Here is a 16,812-nt window from a genome sequence, read left to right on the forward strand (position 1 = left end):
GCCCGGCCTCCGTCAGCCCACCAGGCGCGCGCCGTGCACCGGGCCGTGCACCGCACGCACGTCCCGGAAGACCCCGGTACCGGCCAGCTCCGCCGCCAGCCGGTCCGCGTCGTCCTCGTCCGCGGCGAGCGCGGCCACCGTCGGCCCGGACCCGCTGACCAGCGCCGCGGGCGCGCCCGCGTCGGTGGCGGCCTGCAGCGCCCGGCGCAGTTCGGGGCGCAGCCGCAGGGCCGGCGCCTGCAGGTCGTTGTCCAACGCGGCCGCGAGCGCCTCCGTGGGGCCGCTGCGCAGCGCCGCGATGACCGGCTCGGGCGAGACCAGGTCCGCCCCGTCCGGCAGGCTGCCGGCGGCCCGGAGCGCGTCGAGCTCGGCGTAGACCGTGGGGGTCGACAGCCCCTCGCCCGCGATGCCCAGCACCCAGTCCCAGCGCCGGCGGGCGAGCACCGGGGAGAGTTGCTCGCCTCGGCCGGTGCCCAGCGCCACGCCGCCCAGCAGGCTGAACGGGACGTCGCTGCCCAGCTGCGCGCCCAGCCGGGCGAGGTCGCCGCGGGTGGCCCGGGTGCCCCAGAGCGCGTCGAGCGCCACCAGGGTCGCGGCGGCGTCGGCGCTCCCCCCGGCCAGGCCGGCGGCGGCCGGGATGGACTTGTCCACCTCCAGGTGCGCGTCGGCGGTGACCCCGGCGTGCCGGGCCAGCAGCTCGGCGGCCTGCCAGACGAGGTTCCGCCGGTCGGCTGGCACGCTGGCCGGCCCGTTCGACGCCGCCGAGCCCTCGCCCCGGACGGCCAGCGACAGGCCCTCGGCCGGGCGCACGGTGACGGTGTCGAACAGCGACACGGCCAGGAACACCGTCTGCAGCTCGTGGAAGCCGTCCGGACGCAGCGGCCCGACGCCCAGGTGCACGTTGACCTTCGCCGGCGCCCGGGCCACGACGGCGCCGTTGCCGGCCAGCCGGCCCGGCCCACCGGAGGTCGCGTGGTGCATCCGCCCACCCTGCCACGGCCCGCCGTGCCGCCGTCCCCAGGCTCGGCGGACCGGGGACGGACGTCGACCTACGGGGTGGCCGCGAGCCGGGCGAACTCGGTGACCGACAGCCGCTCGCCCCGGGTGGTGGGGTCGATCCCGGCGGCCCGCAGCCGGGCCTCGGCCGCGGCCGGGCTGCCGGCCCAGCCGGCCAGTGCTGCGCGCAGCCCCTTGCGCCGGGTGGCGAAGGCGGCGTCGATGACCGCGAAGGTCGCCGCCCGGTCGCCGGGCGGGGCGGGTCGGCGGCGCAGCGCGACCAACCCGGAGTCGACGTTGGGCACCGGCCAGAACACCGGTCGGGGCACGTTGCCCGCCCGCCGGACGTCGGCGTACCAGGCCGCCTTGACGCTGGGCACCCCGTACGCCGGGGAGCCCGGGGCGGCGGCCAGCCGGTCGGCGACCTCGGCCTGCACCAGCACCAGCGCGCTGCGCAGCGAGGGCAGCAGCTCGAGCAGGTGCAGCAGCACCGGCACGGCGATGTTGTACGGCAGGTTGGCGACCAGGGCCGTGGGCGGCGGCCCGGGGAGCTCGGTGACCCGCAGGGCGTCGGCGGTGACCACGGTCAGCCGCCCGGCCAGCTGGGGTGCCCGGGCGGCCACGGTGTGCGGCAGCTGGTCGGCCAGCCGCGGGTCGATCTCGACCGCGGTGACGTGCGCGCACGCCCCGAGCAGGCCCAGGGTGAGCGAGCCCAGCCCGGGGCCGACCTCCAGGACGACGTCGTCCTCGGTCAGGTCGGCGGTGCGCACGATCCGCCGGATGGTGTTCGCGTCGTGCAGGAAGTTCTGGCCGAGGGTCTTGGTCGGGCGCAGGTCGAGCTGCTGGGCCAGCTCGCGGATGGCCGCGGGGCCCAGCAGCCCGTCGGACTGCTCCGGGACGGTGCTCAGCGTCCCGCTCAGCCGAACAGGCGGGACCCGCAGTGCGGCCACTGGCCGGCACCGGATCGCGCGTACAGCATCTGGGCCCGCATCGTCTGCTCCTCGGCCGAGGCGGCCGCCGGGTCACCGGAGCCACCGACCGCGGCCCAGGTCGACGTGGAGAACTGGTACATGCCGCGGTACTTGCCGGTGCCGCTGACCGCGTTCGGCCGGCCACCGGACTCGCACTTGGCCAGCGCAGCCCAGTTCAGCCCGTCGGCACTGACCACGGCCGCCGGCGCGGCGGGCTTCTCCTTGGTGCCGACGGCGACCTGCTCGGCCACCGGCTCCTGGGTCACCACGCTGCCCAACTGCTCGCGGCCGGTCTCGACCCCGTCGGTGACGGTGACCCGCCAGGTGACGGTCCGCTCCCCCGCGACGCCCTTCGAGGTGACCGTGCGCTCGCCCTCGAACGCCGCGGGGTCCTGGGTCTCCACGGTCTCGTAGTCGACCGGCTGCACCTCGGTGACGTCGCTGACCTGCACGCGGGTGACCCGCAGGACCATCGCGTCCAGCAGCGGCTGCTGCGGGTAGAGCGAGGTGCGGTCGGTCGGCGAGAGGGCGATGCCCTGTTCGGCCAGCAGGTCGCCGGCGGTGGCCGCGGCGGTGGTGACCACCCGCTGCTGACCGTCGGCGATCAGCGTGACGTCCTTGTTGGTGGTGATGGCCAGCTCCATGCCGTCCAGCGGGAGACGCTCGCTGCGGCTGGTGGACAGCACCAGGTCCTCGGCCCGGTAGCCGAGCTCGGCCAGCGCGCCGTCCACCGACAGCGCGGTGGTGTAGACGTCGGTGCGCACGCCGTCCACGGTCAGCGAGAGCGGGCGGGCGCGGTTGACCACGATGGTGTCGCCGTCGCCGACCCGGGCGTCCAGCGCCGGCAGGACGACGTCCTGCGTGGCCGGCGTCAGCCCCTCGTCGGCGAGCACCTCACCGGCGGTCCCGGCGTAGGTGCTCACCTCGCGGGCCTGGCCGTCGATGGTGAGGGTCACCGACTTCTGGGCGAGGAGGTAGGCGGCGGAGCCGCCCACCAGGCCCAGCAGGACCAGGGCGAAGAGACTGAACTTCAACGATCGGCGCACAACACATCCACGGGTCACTGGGCCCGGCAGGGGAACGCAGGCAGCAGCCGACGGACCCCACCCGAGGGAGGCGCCCGGTCTCGTGTCGCCCGACGGTGCCACCGGTCGGGGGTCACCCTGGCCGGCAGATGGCCGCCTGGGTGTTCCCCACCCCGGCTGGTCGGTCACGACACGATAACGAACGCCCAACGGAAGACAACGGTGCTCCGCCAGGAAACCAACATGTCGACTCAGCTGTGCGCAGGCGCGCCGACACGTTCAGTCACTCACACGCCGGTTGGACACTCCTGAGCGCCCCCGTCCACCGTGGCCAACCGCACATTCGCAGCCCCGGTGAACGGTCCCGCACACAGCGGGCGAGGCACCGGACCTCCCTCAGGCCAGCGCGGGGGTGGTCTGCCGCACCGGCCGGAGCCAGGTGAGCAGGAACCCGGCGACCAGCACGCCGGCGATGAGTGCGGAGAACCCGCCGGCGACCAAGGCCACCGGCAGCAGGCCCGCGCCGTCCGAGGTGACCCGGTCATCGAGGTCGATCGCCGCCCGCAGCAGGAGCGCACCCAGCGGCAGCAGCGCCAGCACGCTCGCCGCGCCGACCACCAGGTGCGCGGTCCAGGTGCGCTGCGCCTCGTCGACCGGCACGTCGGCCCCCTCGGCCGGCAGCGGGCGCAGCAGCACCCGGGCCAGCGCGAGCTCGGCCAGCACCCAGCCCCCCAGCGGCACCGCCAGCGCGGTGACGGTGAGCGCCCTGCCCAGCTCGTCGGAGAGCCACACGCTGCTCAGCACGACACCGACGACGGCTGCCCGCATCGTCCACAGCAACCCCAGGGAGATCTGCTCACCGCGCCGGGGCCGGCGGGCCGGACTCGACAGCGCCCAGCGCGCCCGCGGCCGGGTGACCTCGGCCAGCAGCACGCCGGCGAGCAGACCCGTGGCCAGCGCCGGGACCCACAGGAACACCGACGCCTCGGCGAAGAGCACCACCGTGGTGATCACGGCGGCCACCCCCGCCAGCAGGCCCAGCCGGCGCAGCCGGCGCCCGTGCACGGCCTGCCGGTCCAGGTGCGCCGTCGCCGACGGGCTGACCGGCACGAACTCGACGCCGGCGGCAGCAGCGCCCCGGCGCGCCGAGGCGTGCGACCAGCCCCGGGCCAGCAGCCCGGCAGGGGCCATGAGGGCGATGAAGAGCACGACGGCGATGAGGCGGCCCACGCCCCCAGTGTGCCCCGGATCGGCGTGGAGGTGGCGCCCTCCCGCTGCTACTACGGACTCTCCGGCTCCCAGCGCCCGAACACCCGCTCGGCGGTGGCGGTCAGGGCGCCGCACAGCTGCTCCAGCGGGACGCCGGTGACCTCGGCGAGCGCCCGCACCGTGTGCGGCACCAGGCGGGCGGAGTTCGGCCGGCCGCGCAACGGCGCCGGGGTGAGGAAGGGCGCGTCGGTCTCCACCAGCAGCTGGTCCAGCGGGGTCAGCGCCGCCGCCTCCCGCAGGTACCCGGCGTTGCCGAAGGTCAGCGTGCCGGCGAAGGACAGCACGTACCCCCGCTCGATGCACGCCCGGGCGAACCCGGCGTCCCCGGAGAAGCAGTGCAGCACCGTCTGCTCGGGCGCGCCCTCGTCCTCGAGCACCCGGAGCACGTGCTCGTGCGCGTCCCGGTCGTGGATGACCAGCGCGATCCCGTGCCGCTTCGCGATGTCGATGTGGGCGCGGAAGGACGCCTCCTGGGCGGCCCAGCCGTCCTCCCCGGTGCGGAACCGGTCCAGCCCGGTCTCCCCCACCGCCCGTACCCGCGGCTGCGCGGCGAGCCGGTCGATCTCCGCCAACGCCTGCTCGGTCGCCGCACCCGCGCCGGCCTCGTTGGGGTGCAGGGCCACCGCGGCCAGCACGTTCGGGTGCCGGGCGGCGAGCTCGGCCGACCAGCGGGAGGAGGCGACGTCCACCCCGACCTGGACCAGCCGTGGCACCCCCACCGCGACGGCGGCTGCGATCGCCTCGTCGACCTCGTCCTCGGTCGGCGTGCGGTCCTCCCCGCCGACCGCGATGTCGAAGTGGGTGTGGCTGTCCACCGCCGGCGCTGGCAGCGGCTCCGGCGACGGCGGCGGCTCGCCCCGCCGGTTCGCCCGCGAGGACGCCGACCGGCTCACCGCGCGGCCATGTCGGCCACCATGGCCGGTCCGGCGGGACACGACCGTCCGGCCCCCGCGGCCATGTTGGTCAACATGGCCGTCACGGGGGTCACGCCTCGCCGTCCGTGCCGCTGGTGCCCTTCTCCTCCAGGCGGGCCAGCTCCTCGGCGACGATGGAGTCGTCGAGCTTGGTGAACACCGGCTTCGGCGGGGCCAGCGGCGTACCGGACGGCGGCAGCGGCGTGGACGCCCAGACGGCCTGCCCCTCACCGTAGGGCCCGGTGATGATCGGGTACGGCGAGCCGTCGTCCAGGTCCTCGGTCTCGACCACCTGGGGGGCCACCGACCAGACGCCGGTGCCGCCGAGCAGCTCGTGCACCTGCTGCGAGGAGTGCGGCAGGAACGGCGTCAGCAGGGCGTTGCAGTCCTTGATCGCCTGCAGCGCGGTGTGCAGCACGGTGTCCCGGCGGGCCGGGTCCTCCTTGAGCTTCCACGGCGCCTGGTCCGACAGGTACTTGTTCGCCTCACCGACGACCCGCATCGCCTCGGTCGCCGCGGCCTTCTGCCGGTTGCGCCCGAGCAGGTCGCCGACCGGCGCGAAGGCCCCCGACGTGGTGGCCAGCAGCGCCCGGTCGGCCTCGGTGAGCTCGCCCGCGGTCGGGACGGCGCCGACGTTCTTCGCCGCCATCGACACGGTGCGGTTGACCAGGTTGCCCCAGCCGGCGACGAGCTCGTCGTTGTTGCGGCGCAGGAACTCCGCCCAGGTGAAGTCGGTGTCCTGGTTCTCCGGGCCGGCCACGGCGATGAAGTAGCGCAGCGCGTCGGCGTCGTACCGGGCGAGGAAGTCGCGCACGTAGATCACCACGTTGCGCGAGGAGGAGAACTTGCGCCCCTCCATGGTCAGGAACTCGCTGGAGACCACCTCGGTGGGCAGGTTCAGCGCCCCGTAGGAGCCCGGCGTCCCGCCCTTGTCGCCCGCGCCGTTGTAGCCGAGCAGCTGGGCCGGCCAGATCTCGGAGTGGAAGACGATGTTGTCCTTGCCCATGAAGTAGTAGGCGTCGGCGTCCGGCGACTGCCACCACTGCCGCCAGGCCTCCGGGTCACCGGAGCGGCGGGCCCACTCGATGGACGCCGACAGGTAGCCCACCACGGCGTCGAACCACACGTAGATCCGCTTGTCGTTGCGGTCGCGCCAGCCGTCCAGCGGCACCGGCACGCCCCAGTCGATGTCCCGGGTGTAGCTGCGCGGCTTGAGGTCCTCCAGCAGGTTGACGCTGAAGTTCAGCACGTTGGGCCGCCAGCTCTTGCGGGTCGCCAGCCAGTCGCCCAGCGCCCGGGTGAAGGCGGGCAGGTCGAGGAAGTAGTGCTCGCTCTCGACGAACTTCGGGGTCTCGCCGTTGATCCGGCTCACCGGGTTGACCAGGTCGGTCGGGTCGAGCTGGTTGCCGCAGTTGTCGCACTGGTCACCACGCGCGCCGTCGTAGCCGCAGATCGGGCAGGTGCCCTCGATGTAGCGGTCGGGCAGCGTGCGCCCGGTCGACGGGCTGATCGCGCCAAGGGTGGTCTGCGGGAAGACGTAGCCGTTCTTCAGCAGCCCCAGGAAGATCTCCTGGCTCACCGCGCGGTGGTTGGCCGTCGTCGTCCGGGTGAAGAGGTCGTAGCTCAGCCCCAGGCTGGCCAGGTCGTTCACGATGACCCGGTTGTTGCGGTCGGCGATCTGCCGCGGGGTGATCCCCTCGGCGTCGGCGGCGACCGTGATCGGCGTCCCGTGCTCGTCGGTGCCGCTCACCATCAGCACCTGGTCGCCGCTCATCCGGTGGAACCGGCTGAAGACGTCGGAGGGGACGCCGAACCCGGATACGTGGCCGATGTGCCGCGGGCCGTTGGCGTAGGGCCACGCGACGGCGGTGAGGATGTGCCGATCTGTCACGGCCTGAGGGTAGTGACCTGCGTCCAGCCAGTTCGCCGCCGCACCGGCTCAGGGCGCCTCGGTGACGGCGACGGTGCTCGGGGAGGCCGCCGGGTCGGCCGGGGCGCCGAGCACCGCGGTCCCGGTGAGCGCCAGTCCGATGCAGGCCACGGTGACACCGCGGAGCGCGCGGTGGCGCACCACCGGCGCGGAGCGCGCCGTGCGCGGCCGGCCGCCGGCCCGCACCCACTCCCCTGCCGACGGCGCGCCGGCCAGCAGCAGCTTGCCGGTGGGGACGGCGAGGGCGAGCAGCGCCAGCGCCGGCACCGGCAGCGCCCCGAGCGGACCGACCGCGACCAGCCAGACGCCGTCGGCGCCGAGCAGCCCCGCGACCACCAGGACGGCGAGCAGGACGATCTCCCCGCAGGCGAGCGCCACCAGCAGGCGCCGGCCGGCCCCGTCGACCAGGCTCGCGCCCCCGCCGGCGGCGAGCACGACCCAGCCGGCGAGCAGCAGCAGGGTGCCCGCCACCAGCGCCCCGGACGGGCGGGCGCCCACCCCGAAGACGCCGTCCAGGCCGGTCAGCCCGATCGCCAGCAGCCCGACGGACTCGAGGACGGCGAGCAGCCCGGCCGCCGCGACCGTCACCGGCATCCGCCGGGGACGCACGTCCGCGGGCTGCGGCGCGACGGAGGCGGTGCGGACGTCGTCGAGGACGGCGGTGGGCACGGTGTTCTCCTGACCGATGACGGGTGTCACCGATCAGGTCGGGTCGCCGGCCGCTCCCCCGCAGGGGTGAGCGGGCGGGCCTCACCCCTGCGGGGGAGACCGGGCCGAGGTGCGGGACGCCGTCCGACTGGTGATCATCTGGAGCGGGCAGCGTCGTTCGCCACCCGGCGGGCGCGTGCCGTGCACGGGCTCCCGGCCGGCGGGGATGCTGGACACCGACAGACCCGAGGAGGACCGGTGACCGACACCCGCAGCACCACCAGCCAGAACGCCCCCGCGGCCCTCCCACAGACCCTGCGCCCGCGTCCGGCCGGCGTCCCGCGCGAGGTGACCCCGCCGAGGGACGGCGGCGACCCGGTGGTCGACTGCGCCGTCTACGTGCGCGGTGAGCGGCTGGACGTCGCCCCGCCCGAAGCGCTCCGGGTGGCCCGCGAGCAGGGCGGCTTCGTCTGGCTCGGCCTGTACGAGCCCTCCGAGGCCGAGCTCACCGCGATCGGCGAGCACTACGGGCTGCACCCGCTGGCCGTCGAGGACGCCGTCTACGCCCACCAGCGCCCGAAGCTGGAGCGCTACGACGAGGCGTTGTTCATGGTGCTCAAGACCGCGCAGTACGTGGAGCACGAGCTGCTGACCTCGACCAGCGAGGTGGTGATCACCGGCGAGATCATGGTGTTCGTCGGCCCCGACCACGTGATCACGGTCCGGCACGGCACGCACGGTGAGCTGGGCCAGCTGCGCACCCAGCTGGAGGGGCAGCCGGACCTGCTCTGCAACGGCCCGTCCGCCGTCCTCTACGCGATCGCCGACCACGTCGTCGACGACTTCCTCGAGGTCGCCAACGCCGTCGAGGAGGACGTCGAGGAGGTGGAGACCTCGGTCTTCAGCCCGGCCCGCACCGATGACAGCGGCCGCATCTACCAGCTCAAGCGGGAGCTGATGCAGCTGCGCCGGGCGGTGCTGCCACTGGAACTGCCGCTGTCCACCCTGGTCGACCGGCCGAACGACCTGGTGCCCGAGGCGATGCGGTCCTACTTCCGGGACGTGCAGGACCACGCCCTGCGGGTGCGTGACCAGGTCACCGGCCTCGACGAGCTGCTCACCTCGATCCTGCAGGCGTCGCTGGCCCGCACCTCGCTGGCCGACAACGAGGACATGCGCAAGATCAGCGCCTGGGCGGGCATCATCGCGCTGCCCACCGCCATCGCCGGGATCTACGGGATGAACTTCGAGTTCATGCCCGAGCTGGACGAGCGCTGGGGCTACCCCGCCGCGCTGCTGGTGATGCTGCTCGCCTGCCTGGCCCTGCACCGCGGCTTCAAGCGCACCGGCTGGCTCTGACACCTCTGTTCCCTCCGCCGTTGTGCACGAGATGTCGGTCCACAGCTGACTGATCGACAGCACGCGCACAACGGCGGAGGGCTGTGGACGACGGACGTGGCGCGGGCTGTGGGGCGGCAGGGTGGTGGTGTGCTCGCCGTGCCCGACGACCTCTGCCACGCCCCGTTCCTGGGCTCCGGGGCCGTCCGGGACGGCGCGCTGACGAGGGCACAGTTGCGCAGGCACTGTTGGAGGCGACTGTTCCCCGACGTCTACGTCCACCGCGACGTCCCGGTCACGCACGAGCTGCGGGCGCTGGCTGCGGGTCGTCTGCTGCTGCCGGACGGCGTCGTCACCGGGGTGAGCGCGGCCGCGCTGCGGGGAGTCCCGCTCTGCTCGGCGCACGACGACGTGGAGATCACCCGCTGGCCGGGCGGTCATCCCATGTCGACTTCGGCTGGCCCGTACAGCGGGTCGCGCTGGAGTAGGGGGCTCTGGCACGCCGAACCAGGCCAGTTCGCCCGCGACCGGCAACGACTCAACGTGCTGACAGCCGCCGGCTGGCGCGTGCTCTTCGTGACGGCAGCCGACCTGCACCACCCGGAGCGACTGATCGCACGCATCGCCGCCGCACTCGGGGTCGTGCGCTGACCGCTGGTCGGTTGCCCCAGAACCGACGTCCGGTGCACACCGCGACCAACGGCGGGGTCAGGTGGGCTTGGCGGCGACGACTGCGTCGTAGACCTGGCGTCTGGGGAGGCCGGTGCGGGCCATCACGGTGCGGATGGCCTCCTTGCGGTCGGCGCCGGCGGCCTCCTCGGCGGCGACCTCGGCGGCCAGCTCCGCCGCCGTCAGGCTCGCCGGGCCGGCCACCGCGCCGGCGACCACCAGGGTGATCTCCCCGCGCACCCCCTCAGCGGCCCACTCGGCCAGGGAGGCCAGCGACCCGCGGCGGACCTCCTCGTGGGTCTTGGTGAGCTCCCGGCAGACGGCCGCGGGCCGCTCCGGCCCGAAGGCACCCACGGCGTCGGTGAGGGCGTCGGCCAGCCGGTGCGGTGACTCGTAGAACACCATCGTCCGCGGCTCGGCGGCCAGCGCGGTCAGCGCGGAGCGCCGCTCACCGCCCTTGCGGGGCAGGAACCCCTCGAAGGTGAACCGGTCGCACGGCAGCCCGGACACGGCCAGCGCGGTGACCACCGCGGAGGGCCCGGGCACCGAGGTCACCTCGATGCCGGCCTCGATCGCCGCCCGCACCAGCGTGTACCCGGGGTCGGAGACCGAGGGCATCCCGGCGTCGGTGATCAGCAGGACGGTGCGGCCCTCGCTCATCGCGGCCACCAGGCCGGGCAGGCGGGAGCGCTCCACCGTCTCGTGGAAGGTGACCACCTTGCCGGTGAGGGTGACCTCCAGGTCGTTGGCCAGCCGGTGCAGGCGGCGGGTGTCCTCCACCGCCAGGACGTCGGCATTGGCCATCGCCTGCCGCAGCCGCGGGCCGACGTCCCCCGGCTGCCCGAGCGGTGCACCACCCAGCACGAGTCGTCCGGTCATGCCATCGAGCCTGTCACGCCCGGTCCCCCAGGCCCCCGTGCAGGGGGCCGCCGCGAGCCTGCGAGCGGCGGGGAGCAGGGGGGCCTCTGACTACCCTGGCCGGCATGGCGGTGCTGGTCCCGGAACGCACGGCGTCGGCTCCGGAGGCGACCGCGCACCGTCGCTTCCCCCCGCTGCCCCGGCCCCGCCGCCAGCCCACCCCGCAGCTGCCGTCGGACCGGACGCTGGCCGCGGTGCTGACCGCGCTGCTCGGTCTGGCCACGCTGGTGACCCGACTGTGGGACATCAGCTACCCGGCCGACCTGGTCTTCGACGAGGCGTACTACCCGCCGGAGGCCGCCGAGCTGCGGGAGCTGGGCTACGAGTACAACCGCGGCTACACCTTCATCGTCCACCCGCCGCTGGGCAAGTGGCTGATCGCGGTCGGTGAGCAGCTGTTCGGCTACGACTCCCTCGGCTGGCGGGTGCCCAGTGCCGTGGCCGGCACGATCGCCGTCGTCGTCCTCACCCGGCTGGCCCGGCGGCTGACCGGCTCCACGCTCCTCGGCCTGCTCGCCGGCCTGCTGCTCGCCCTCGACGGCTTCTCCTTCAGCCTCGGCCGGATCGGGCTGCTCGACGTCTTCCTGCAGGTCTTCGTCATCTCGGCGGTCGCCTGCCTGGTCGTCGACCGGGACTCCGTGCGCCAGCGGGTCCGGGACGGCGCCGACCGGGTCACCGCGACCGGCTTCCGGCTCGGCCCGCGGGGCTGGCGGATCGCCGCCGGTGTGCTCTTCGGCTGCGCCGGCGGGGTGAAGTGGAGCGGCGTCTACTTCCTCGCCGCGTTCGCCCTGCTCTCGCTGTGGTGGGACCGGTCGGCCTGGCGGGCGGCGGGGGTGCCCCGGCCCACCGCGGTGGCCCTGCGCCGCGGACTGCCCGGGGCGACCTGGGCGCTGGCCGCCGTCCCGGTGCTGACCTACCTGGCCACCTTCGCCGGCTGGTTCCGCGGCGAGAACGCGCAGGGCCGGCACTGGGCCGACCAGCACCCCGACACCGCCTTCGGCTTCGTCCCCGACGCGCTGCGCTCGCTGTGGCACATGCACGGCGAGTGGCTGGAGTTCCACAGCGGCCTGTCCTCGCCGCACCCGTGGGAGTCCAACCCGTGGTCGTGGCTGGTGTCCGGCCGGCCGATCCTGCTGTGGAACCCGCAGGGGCTCACCGACGCCGCGGGCGACCAGGTGGTGCGCTACATCCTGATGGTCGGGACGCCGACCCTGTGGTTCGCCTTCGCCCCGGCGATGCTGTGGCTGCTGTGGCGGATCGTCGCCCGCCGCGACCAGGCCGCCGTGGTCGCCGCCACCGGCATCGCCGCGGGGTGGCTCACCTGGTTCGTCAACCTCGACCGGACGATGTTCATCTTCTACATGGCCCCGGCCGTGCCGTTCTTCGTGCTGGCGGTCGTGCTCGTGCTGCAGGACGCGCTGGGACCGGCCACCGCCTCGGCGCTGCGCCGCAACGTCGGGCTCGGCGTGGTGTGCCTGTACGTCGCGGCCGTGGCGATGACCTTCGTCTTCTTCTACCCGGTGCTCACCGGGCAGCCGCTGTCGCACCCGGAGTGGCTGCAGCGGATGTGGTTCCCCTCCTGGTTCTGACCGACGCACCCCCGGCACGACTGCGTGCTGCCGCCTCCAGCCAGCCCGCCGGCGGGACGCGCCCGGCTCGGTGACCGCGATGCCCGGAGCGGCTCACCCCCCGGCCGATGGCCAGGGGCGCGCCCGCCCGGGCCCCGGTCCACCGCCGTCGATCACGGTCGGGGAGGCAGCGTGGTCAGGCCGGGTGGACCATCCAGCCGGCTCGGGCGGGCGCGGTCAGGCCGGCCGGGAGACCCCGGACGTGCGTCAGGCCGGGCCCGAGGGCCCGGCCTGACAAGGGTGGAGCTGAGGGGAATTGAACCCCTGACCCCCTCGATGCGAACGAGGTGCGCTACCGGACTGCGCCACAGCCCCTTGTGATGAGCAGCTTACCGCCCGGTCCCTCCGGCGCTGCCACGGGGGCAGCGCCGGAGGGTCGGGCTGGTCGGCTCAGCCGTTGACGACCCGCGCCGGGGAGTAGACGTCGATGTCGGCGAAACCGATGTCGTCGTCGTCCAGCCCGACGACCGCGCTGTGCTGCCAGCCGGCCGGGGCCGGGGTGCGTGCGGCGACGACACGGCCGGGCCGCAGCGGGTGCACCGGCGCCAGCGGCAGGCTCGGGTGGACCGGCCCGGTCTCGGTGGCGACGGCGGGCTCCGGGCTGACCGACGGCGCGGCCGGGCGCGGGGCCGGCGCGTGGTGCGGCACCGGGCGGGCCCGCGCAGGACGCTGCGCGGCCCGGGCGGCGCGCCGGGCGGCAGCACGGCGCTCCCGATCGGCGGCGGCCTTGGTCACCATCAGGTAGCCGACGACGGCGAGGTCGAGCAGCACCTGCGGCGCCCACAGCCAGGACCGGTAGGCCAGCGCGCCGACCAGCGCCAGGACGGCGAGGGCGACCAGGCCGGCCAGCGTGCGGCGGCGCACCGCGTGCACGTCGACCTGCAGCTCACCGCGACTGCGGAGCAGCGCGCGGTCGATGGTCACCCGCTCGGTCTCCGCGTGGACGACGGGGTCCACGGGGCGGCGGCGTTGCAGGGTCCGCCCCGAGTCCGCCGCGCTCGTCCGCGCCTGCCCGTCGCCCCGGGTGACCACCATCGGCACCAGGACCACGAACCACAGCACGACGAGAGCGGCCAGCAGCACGCCCGAACCCATCACAACACCTCGATCCATCCCTGGCACAACGGAAGGGCCCCGTTCCCTGGGGCCACACGAGTCACATCAGTCACTCGGGAGTCAAGGTAAGTCGGCGGACTGCCGATGACCGGGACGTCCACCGGTGTGTCGTCGCGTCCGCGCGACACATCGGCGTGTCGTCGTCCACGGCTGGTCTCGGGCCGGTAACGGCTGGTCAGCGTACGGGTGCGGTGCGTACCGCAGGCCGGTCAGGACGGGCTGCGGGACCGCCACCGGGCGAGCGCCCCGCCCGGGTGCTCGCCGGCCAGCAGGGCGTAGCCGAGGTGGTCCCGCCAGGCGCCGTCGATGTCGAGGTAGTCGCGGAACAACCCCTCCTGACGGAACCCCAGCCGCTCCACCAGCCGGCGGCTGGGCCGGTTCTCCGGCCGGATGTCGGCCTGCAGCCGGTGCAGCCCGACCGGGCCGAACGCGTGGTCGCAGACCAGCGCCACGGCCAGCGACGCCACGCCCCGGCCGGCGACCGCCCGGTCGACCCAGTAGCCCAGGTGCCCCGACCGCATCGCGCCCCGCACGATGTTGTCCACGGTGACCTGCCCGGCCAGCCGGCCCTCGTAGCGGAGGGCGAAGGGCAGCGACGTCCCCAGCCGGGCCCGGCGGGACGACGCCCGGCGCATGGCCCGGTAGGCCGCCGGGGTGTGCCGGGCCGACCAGGAGATCCCGACCGAGGGCTCCCAGGGCGCCAGCCAGCTCTCGTTCTCCACCCGCAGCCGGGCCCACTGGGCGGCGTCCCCGCGGCGCAGCGGGTGCAGCTCGACCGGCCCCCAGCTCAGCTGGGCCGGCCAGCCGGGGTGCGGCGCCGGTTCCAGCTCAGCCCCCGAGCAGCATCGGCATGACGGTGACCAGCCCGCCGGCCGACACCTCGGTGACGTCCTCGTCCACCACGATCAGGCAGTTCGCCCGCGCCATCCGCGCCAGCATCGCCTGGTCCCCGTCACCGATGGGCTCGACCACGTAGCCGCCGTCGGGGTGCCGCATCACCTGGCCGTGCAGGTACTGCCGGTAGCCCAGCGGTGAGAGCAGCTGCTGCGCCGACACCGCCTGCACGGTGCGCCGGAACAGCTGGCGCTTGCCCAGCATCAGCCGGATCGCCGGCCGGACGAACACCTCGAAGGCCACCAGCGCGGCCACCGGCTCGCCGGGCACGCAGATCACCGGGACGCCGTCGGCCCCGAGCCGCCCGAAGGCGTGCACCGGACCGGGGTGCATGGCGACCTGGGTGAACTGCAGCCCACCCAGCTCGGCGAGCGCCTCCTGCAGCAGGTCGGGCCCGCCGTTGGCGAAGGTGCCCGCGATCAGCACCACGTCGCTGCGCAGCATCTGTCCCTCGAGCAGCTCGACCATCCGCCGCCGGTCGTTGGGCATGATGCCGGCGCGGTAGGCCTCGGCCCCGGCGTCGCGGGCCGCGGCGGCCAGCGCGTAGCTGTTCACGTCGACCTGCTGCCCCGGGCCGACGGTCGCGCCCACGTCGACCAGCTCGTCGCCGGCACACAGCACGGCGATCCGCGGGCGCGGCCGCACCGCCACCCGCTCCCGCCCGACGGCGGCCAGCAGGCTGATCTGGGCCGGGCCGATCGGGGTGCCGATCTGCACCGCCGTGTCGCCGGGGGCCACGTCGTCGCCGATGCGGCGGACGTAGCTGCCCGGCGCGAGCGCGGCGTAGACCTGCACCCGGGCCGCCCCCTGGTCGGTCCACGCCGCCGGGACGACGACGTCGGCGCCGGCCGGCAGCATCGCGCCCGCCGCGACCCGGTGGGCCAGGCCGTCGCCGATCGAGGCGGCCTCACCGGATCCGGCCAGGCTCTCCCCCACGACCGCCAGGTCGACCGGGGTCTCCACGGTGGCGGTGGCGATGTCGGCCGACCGGACGGCGTACCCGTCCAGGCCGGCCTGGTCGAAGGCGGGCAGCGAGCGCTGGCTGGTGACCAGCTCGGCGCAGAGCAGCCCCTGGGCGTCGAGCACGGCGAGCTCGATCGGGGCCGGCTGCGGCACGGCCCCGAGGATCTCGTCCAGGTGGTGCTCCACGGTGCGCAGCCGCACCCCGGAGACGTCCACCGAGCCGGTGTCGGCCATCGGGTCGGGTGCGCGGTCGCCGGTGGCGACGGCCGGTGAGGGCACCTGGTCGGAGGCGAACACGGCCCGGTCGACCTGCACCGTGTCGTGGGAGGCCTGCGTCGTGTCGTGCGTGACCCGCGGCGTCGGCCCGGAGATCAGCTGGTTGTCCCGGGGCGGGGGCACCAGCGAGCCCTGCCCGAGGTCGAGCTGGGTCGTGTCCCGGCCACCGCCGGCGAACCACCCACGTGTGCTGTCGTCGCTCATCCCCACCACCGTCGTCACCACCGTCACCGGGCTCGGCCGCGCCCGGCTGGTGCCGGGTGCGGCCGCCGGTCGACGCACTTGACCCCGATGGTGCCCCCTGGGGACGTCCGTCAGGCGGGCGACGCGCCCTCGGCGGGCAGGTCGGCGACGAAGTCCTTGAGCCAGGGACCGAAGTCCGGGCCGAGGTCCGCGCGCTCGACGGCCAGCCGGACGACCGCCTTGAGGTAGTCCAGCTTGTCCCCGGTGTCGTACCGGCGGCCGGAGAAGACCACCCCGTGCACCGGGACGCCGTCCTCGACCAGCTTGAGCAGCGCGTCGGTCAGCTGGATCTCCCCGCCGCGGCCGGGCGGGGTCGCACGGATGGCCTCGAAGACCTCCGGGGGCAGGACGTAGCGGCCGATGATCGCCAGCGTGCTGGGCGCCTCGTCGGCCGGGGGCTTCTCCACCATCCCGGTGACCCGGAACACCTGGTCACCGGCGGCGTCACCGGAGACGTGCGCGTCCTCGACGGCGACCGCGCCGTACTTGGAGATGTTGTCGGCACCGACGTCCAGCAGCGCGATCACCGCGCCGCCGTGCTCGGCCTGGACGGCGAGCATCTGCTCCAGCAGCAGGTCGCGGGCGTCGATGAGGTCGTCGCCGAGCAGCACCGCGAACGGCTCGTCCCCGACGAAGGCGGCGGCCTGCAGCACCGCGTGCCCCAGCCCCTTGGCCTCGCCCTGGCGGACGAAGAACACCTGCGCGACCTCGGTGGACTCGTGGACGGCGTCCAGCCGGGACTGGTCGCCCTTGGCCTCCAGCGCCGACTCGAGCTCGGGCGTGCGGTCGAAGTAGTCCTCGATGCTGCCCTTGTTGCGCCCGGTCACCATCAGCACCTCGCCGAGGCCGGCGCGGGCGGCCTCCTCGACGATGTACTGCAGCGCCGGCCGGTCGACGACCGGCAGCAGCTCCTTCGGGACGGCCTTGGTGGCCGGCAGGAATCGGGTCCCCATCCCGGCGACCGGGATGACGGCCTTGGTGATGGGCTGGCGATCGGCGGACGGGCTCGACATG

Annotated in this window: 15 protein-coding genes and 1 tRNA gene; 3 read left to right on the top strand and 13 right to left on the bottom strand. The window is 74.7% G+C overall.

Going from position 1 to position 16,812, the window contains the following annotated elements; genetic code table 11:
- Nucleotides 1–12: 12 nt before the first annotated feature.
- The 7 genes from HLA93_RS00870 to HLA93_RS00900 all read right to left on the bottom strand — a co-directional run bounded on the left by HLA93_RS00870 (nucleotide 13) and on the right by HLA93_RS00900 (nucleotide 7,774).
- Nucleotides 13–981: a 4-(cytidine 5'-diphospho)-2-C-methyl-D-erythritol kinase gene (locus tag HLA93_RS00870; RefSeq protein WP_222192333.1), complete on the bottom strand. Its 969-nt coding sequence runs from the start codon at nucleotides 979–981 to the stop codon at nucleotides 13–15.
- 68 nt (nucleotides 982–1,049) lie between these two features.
- Nucleotides 1,050–1,946, bottom strand: a complete 897-nt coding sequence (gene rsmA, locus HLA93_RS00875; protein ID WP_222192334.1) for a 16S rRNA (adenine(1518)-N(6)/adenine(1519)-N(6))-dimethyltransferase RsmA — start codon at nucleotides 1,944–1,946, stop codon at nucleotides 1,050–1,052.
- Nucleotides 1,913–3,013, bottom strand: a complete 1,101-nt coding sequence (locus tag HLA93_RS00880; RefSeq protein WP_222192335.1) for a resuscitation-promoting factor — start codon at nucleotides 3,011–3,013, stop codon at nucleotides 1,913–1,915. Before HLA93_RS00880 ends, rsmA begins: the two co-directional genes overlap by 34 nt.
- A gap of 375 nt (nucleotides 3,014–3,388) precedes the next feature.
- Nucleotides 3,389–4,222: a hypothetical protein gene (locus tag HLA93_RS00885; RefSeq protein WP_308127875.1), complete on the bottom strand. Its 834-nt coding sequence runs from the start codon at nucleotides 4,220–4,222 to the stop codon at nucleotides 3,389–3,391.
- 50 nt (nucleotides 4,223–4,272) lie between these two features.
- The gene (locus HLA93_RS00890) at nucleotides 4,273–5,154 is read right to left on the bottom strand and encodes a TatD family hydrolase (RefSeq protein WP_222192336.1); all 882 of its coding nucleotides are present in this window, start codon (nucleotides 5,152–5,154) and stop codon (nucleotides 4,273–4,275) included.
- A 91-nt stretch (nucleotides 5,155–5,245) separates the two neighbouring features.
- Nucleotides 5,246–7,066, bottom strand: a complete 1,821-nt coding sequence (metG, locus tag HLA93_RS00895) for a methionine--tRNA ligase (RefSeq protein ID WP_222192337.1) — start codon at nucleotides 7,064–7,066, stop codon at nucleotides 5,246–5,248.
- 48 nt (nucleotides 7,067–7,114) lie between these two features.
- On the bottom strand, nucleotides 7,115–7,774 hold the full coding sequence (locus tag HLA93_RS00900; RefSeq protein ID WP_222192338.1) for a hypothetical protein: 660 nt from the start codon (nucleotides 7,772–7,774) through the stop codon (nucleotides 7,115–7,117).
- Between the two features lie 237 nt (nucleotides 7,775–8,011).
- Between HLA93_RS00900 and corA the strand changes: the two genes are divergently transcribed.
- On the top strand, nucleotides 8,012–9,112 hold the full coding sequence (gene corA, locus HLA93_RS00905) for a magnesium/cobalt transporter CorA (RefSeq protein ID WP_222192339.1): 1,101 nt from the start codon (nucleotides 8,012–8,014) through the stop codon (nucleotides 9,110–9,112).
- A 96-nt stretch (nucleotides 9,113–9,208) separates the two neighbouring features.
- Entirely contained in the window at nucleotides 9,209–9,742 is a 534-nt protein-coding gene (locus tag HLA93_RS00910) for a hypothetical protein (RefSeq protein ID WP_308127876.1), read from the top strand.
- A gap of 57 nt (nucleotides 9,743–9,799) precedes the next feature.
- On the opposite strand, the gene rsmI is transcribed toward HLA93_RS00910, so the two are convergent.
- Entirely contained in the window at nucleotides 9,800–10,639 is an 840-nt protein-coding gene (gene rsmI, locus HLA93_RS00915; protein ID WP_222192340.1) for a 16S rRNA (cytidine(1402)-2'-O)-methyltransferase, read from the bottom strand.
- 104 nt (nucleotides 10,640–10,743) lie between these two features.
- On the opposite strand from rsmI, the gene HLA93_RS00920 reads away from it, so the two are divergent.
- A complete protein-coding gene (locus HLA93_RS00920) occupies nucleotides 10,744–12,267 on the top strand; it encodes a dolichyl-phosphate-mannose--protein mannosyltransferase (protein WP_222192341.1) in 1,524 nt (507 codons plus the stop codon).
- A 280-nt stretch (nucleotides 12,268–12,547) separates the two neighbouring features.
- On the opposite strand, the gene HLA93_RS00925 is transcribed toward HLA93_RS00920, so the two are convergent.
- From HLA93_RS00925 to HLA93_RS00945, 5 genes are all read right to left on the bottom strand, one after another.
- Nucleotides 12,548–12,621 (bottom strand) — tRNA-Ala (locus tag HLA93_RS00925).
- A 75-nt stretch (nucleotides 12,622–12,696) separates the two neighbouring features.
- The gene (sepX, locus tag HLA93_RS00930) at nucleotides 12,697–13,401 is read right to left on the bottom strand and encodes a divisome protein SepX/GlpR (RefSeq protein WP_222192342.1); all 705 of its coding nucleotides are present in this window, start codon (nucleotides 13,399–13,401) and stop codon (nucleotides 12,697–12,699) included.
- A 230-nt stretch (nucleotides 13,402–13,631) separates the two neighbouring features.
- Complete coding sequence (locus HLA93_RS00935) at nucleotides 13,632–14,249, bottom strand: GNAT family N-acetyltransferase (protein ID WP_222192973.1); 618 nt, start codon at nucleotides 14,247–14,249, stop codon at nucleotides 13,632–13,634.
- Between the two features lies 1 nt (nucleotide 14,250).
- Nucleotides 14,251–15,837, bottom strand: coding sequence for a molybdotransferase-like divisome protein Glp (gene glp, locus HLA93_RS00940; protein ID WP_308127878.1), 1,587 nt, complete (start codon nucleotides 15,835–15,837; stop codon nucleotides 14,251–14,253).
- Between the two features lie 32 nt (nucleotides 15,838–15,869).
- Nucleotides 15,870–16,811, bottom strand: coding sequence for a UTP--glucose-1-phosphate uridylyltransferase (locus tag HLA93_RS00945; protein ID WP_222192343.1), 942 nt, complete (start codon nucleotides 16,809–16,811; stop codon nucleotides 15,870–15,872).
- Nucleotide 16,812 lies beyond the last annotated feature (1 nt).

The sequence above is a fragment of the Modestobacter italicus genome (assembly GCF_019799965.1).
Taxonomy (GTDB): Bacteria; Actinomycetota; Actinomycetes; order Mycobacteriales; family Geodermatophilaceae; genus Modestobacter; species Modestobacter italicus_A.

What these genes read in the sequence shown, in the direction of transcription:
- HLA93_RS00920 (WP_222192341.1), top strand. Translation starts at nt 10,744, where the DNA reads ATGGCGGTGCTGGTCCCGGAACGCACGGCGTCGGCTCCGGAGGCGACC.
- HLA93_RS00945 (WP_222192343.1), bottom strand. Translation starts at nt 16,811, where the DNA reads ATGTCGAGCCCGTCCGCCGATCGCCAGCCCATCACCAAGGCCGTCATC.
- HLA93_RS00870 (WP_222192333.1), bottom strand. Translation starts at nt 981, where the DNA reads ATGCACCACGCGACCTCCGGTGGGCCGGGCCGGCTGGCCGGCAACGGC.
- rsmI (WP_222192340.1), bottom strand. Translation starts at nt 10,639, where the DNA reads ATGACCGGACGACTCGTGCTGGGTGGTGCACCGCTCGGGCAGCCGGGG.
- sepX (WP_222192342.1), bottom strand. Translation starts at nt 13,401, where the DNA reads ATGGGTTCGGGCGTGCTGCTGGCCGCTCTCGTCGTGCTGTGGTTCGTG.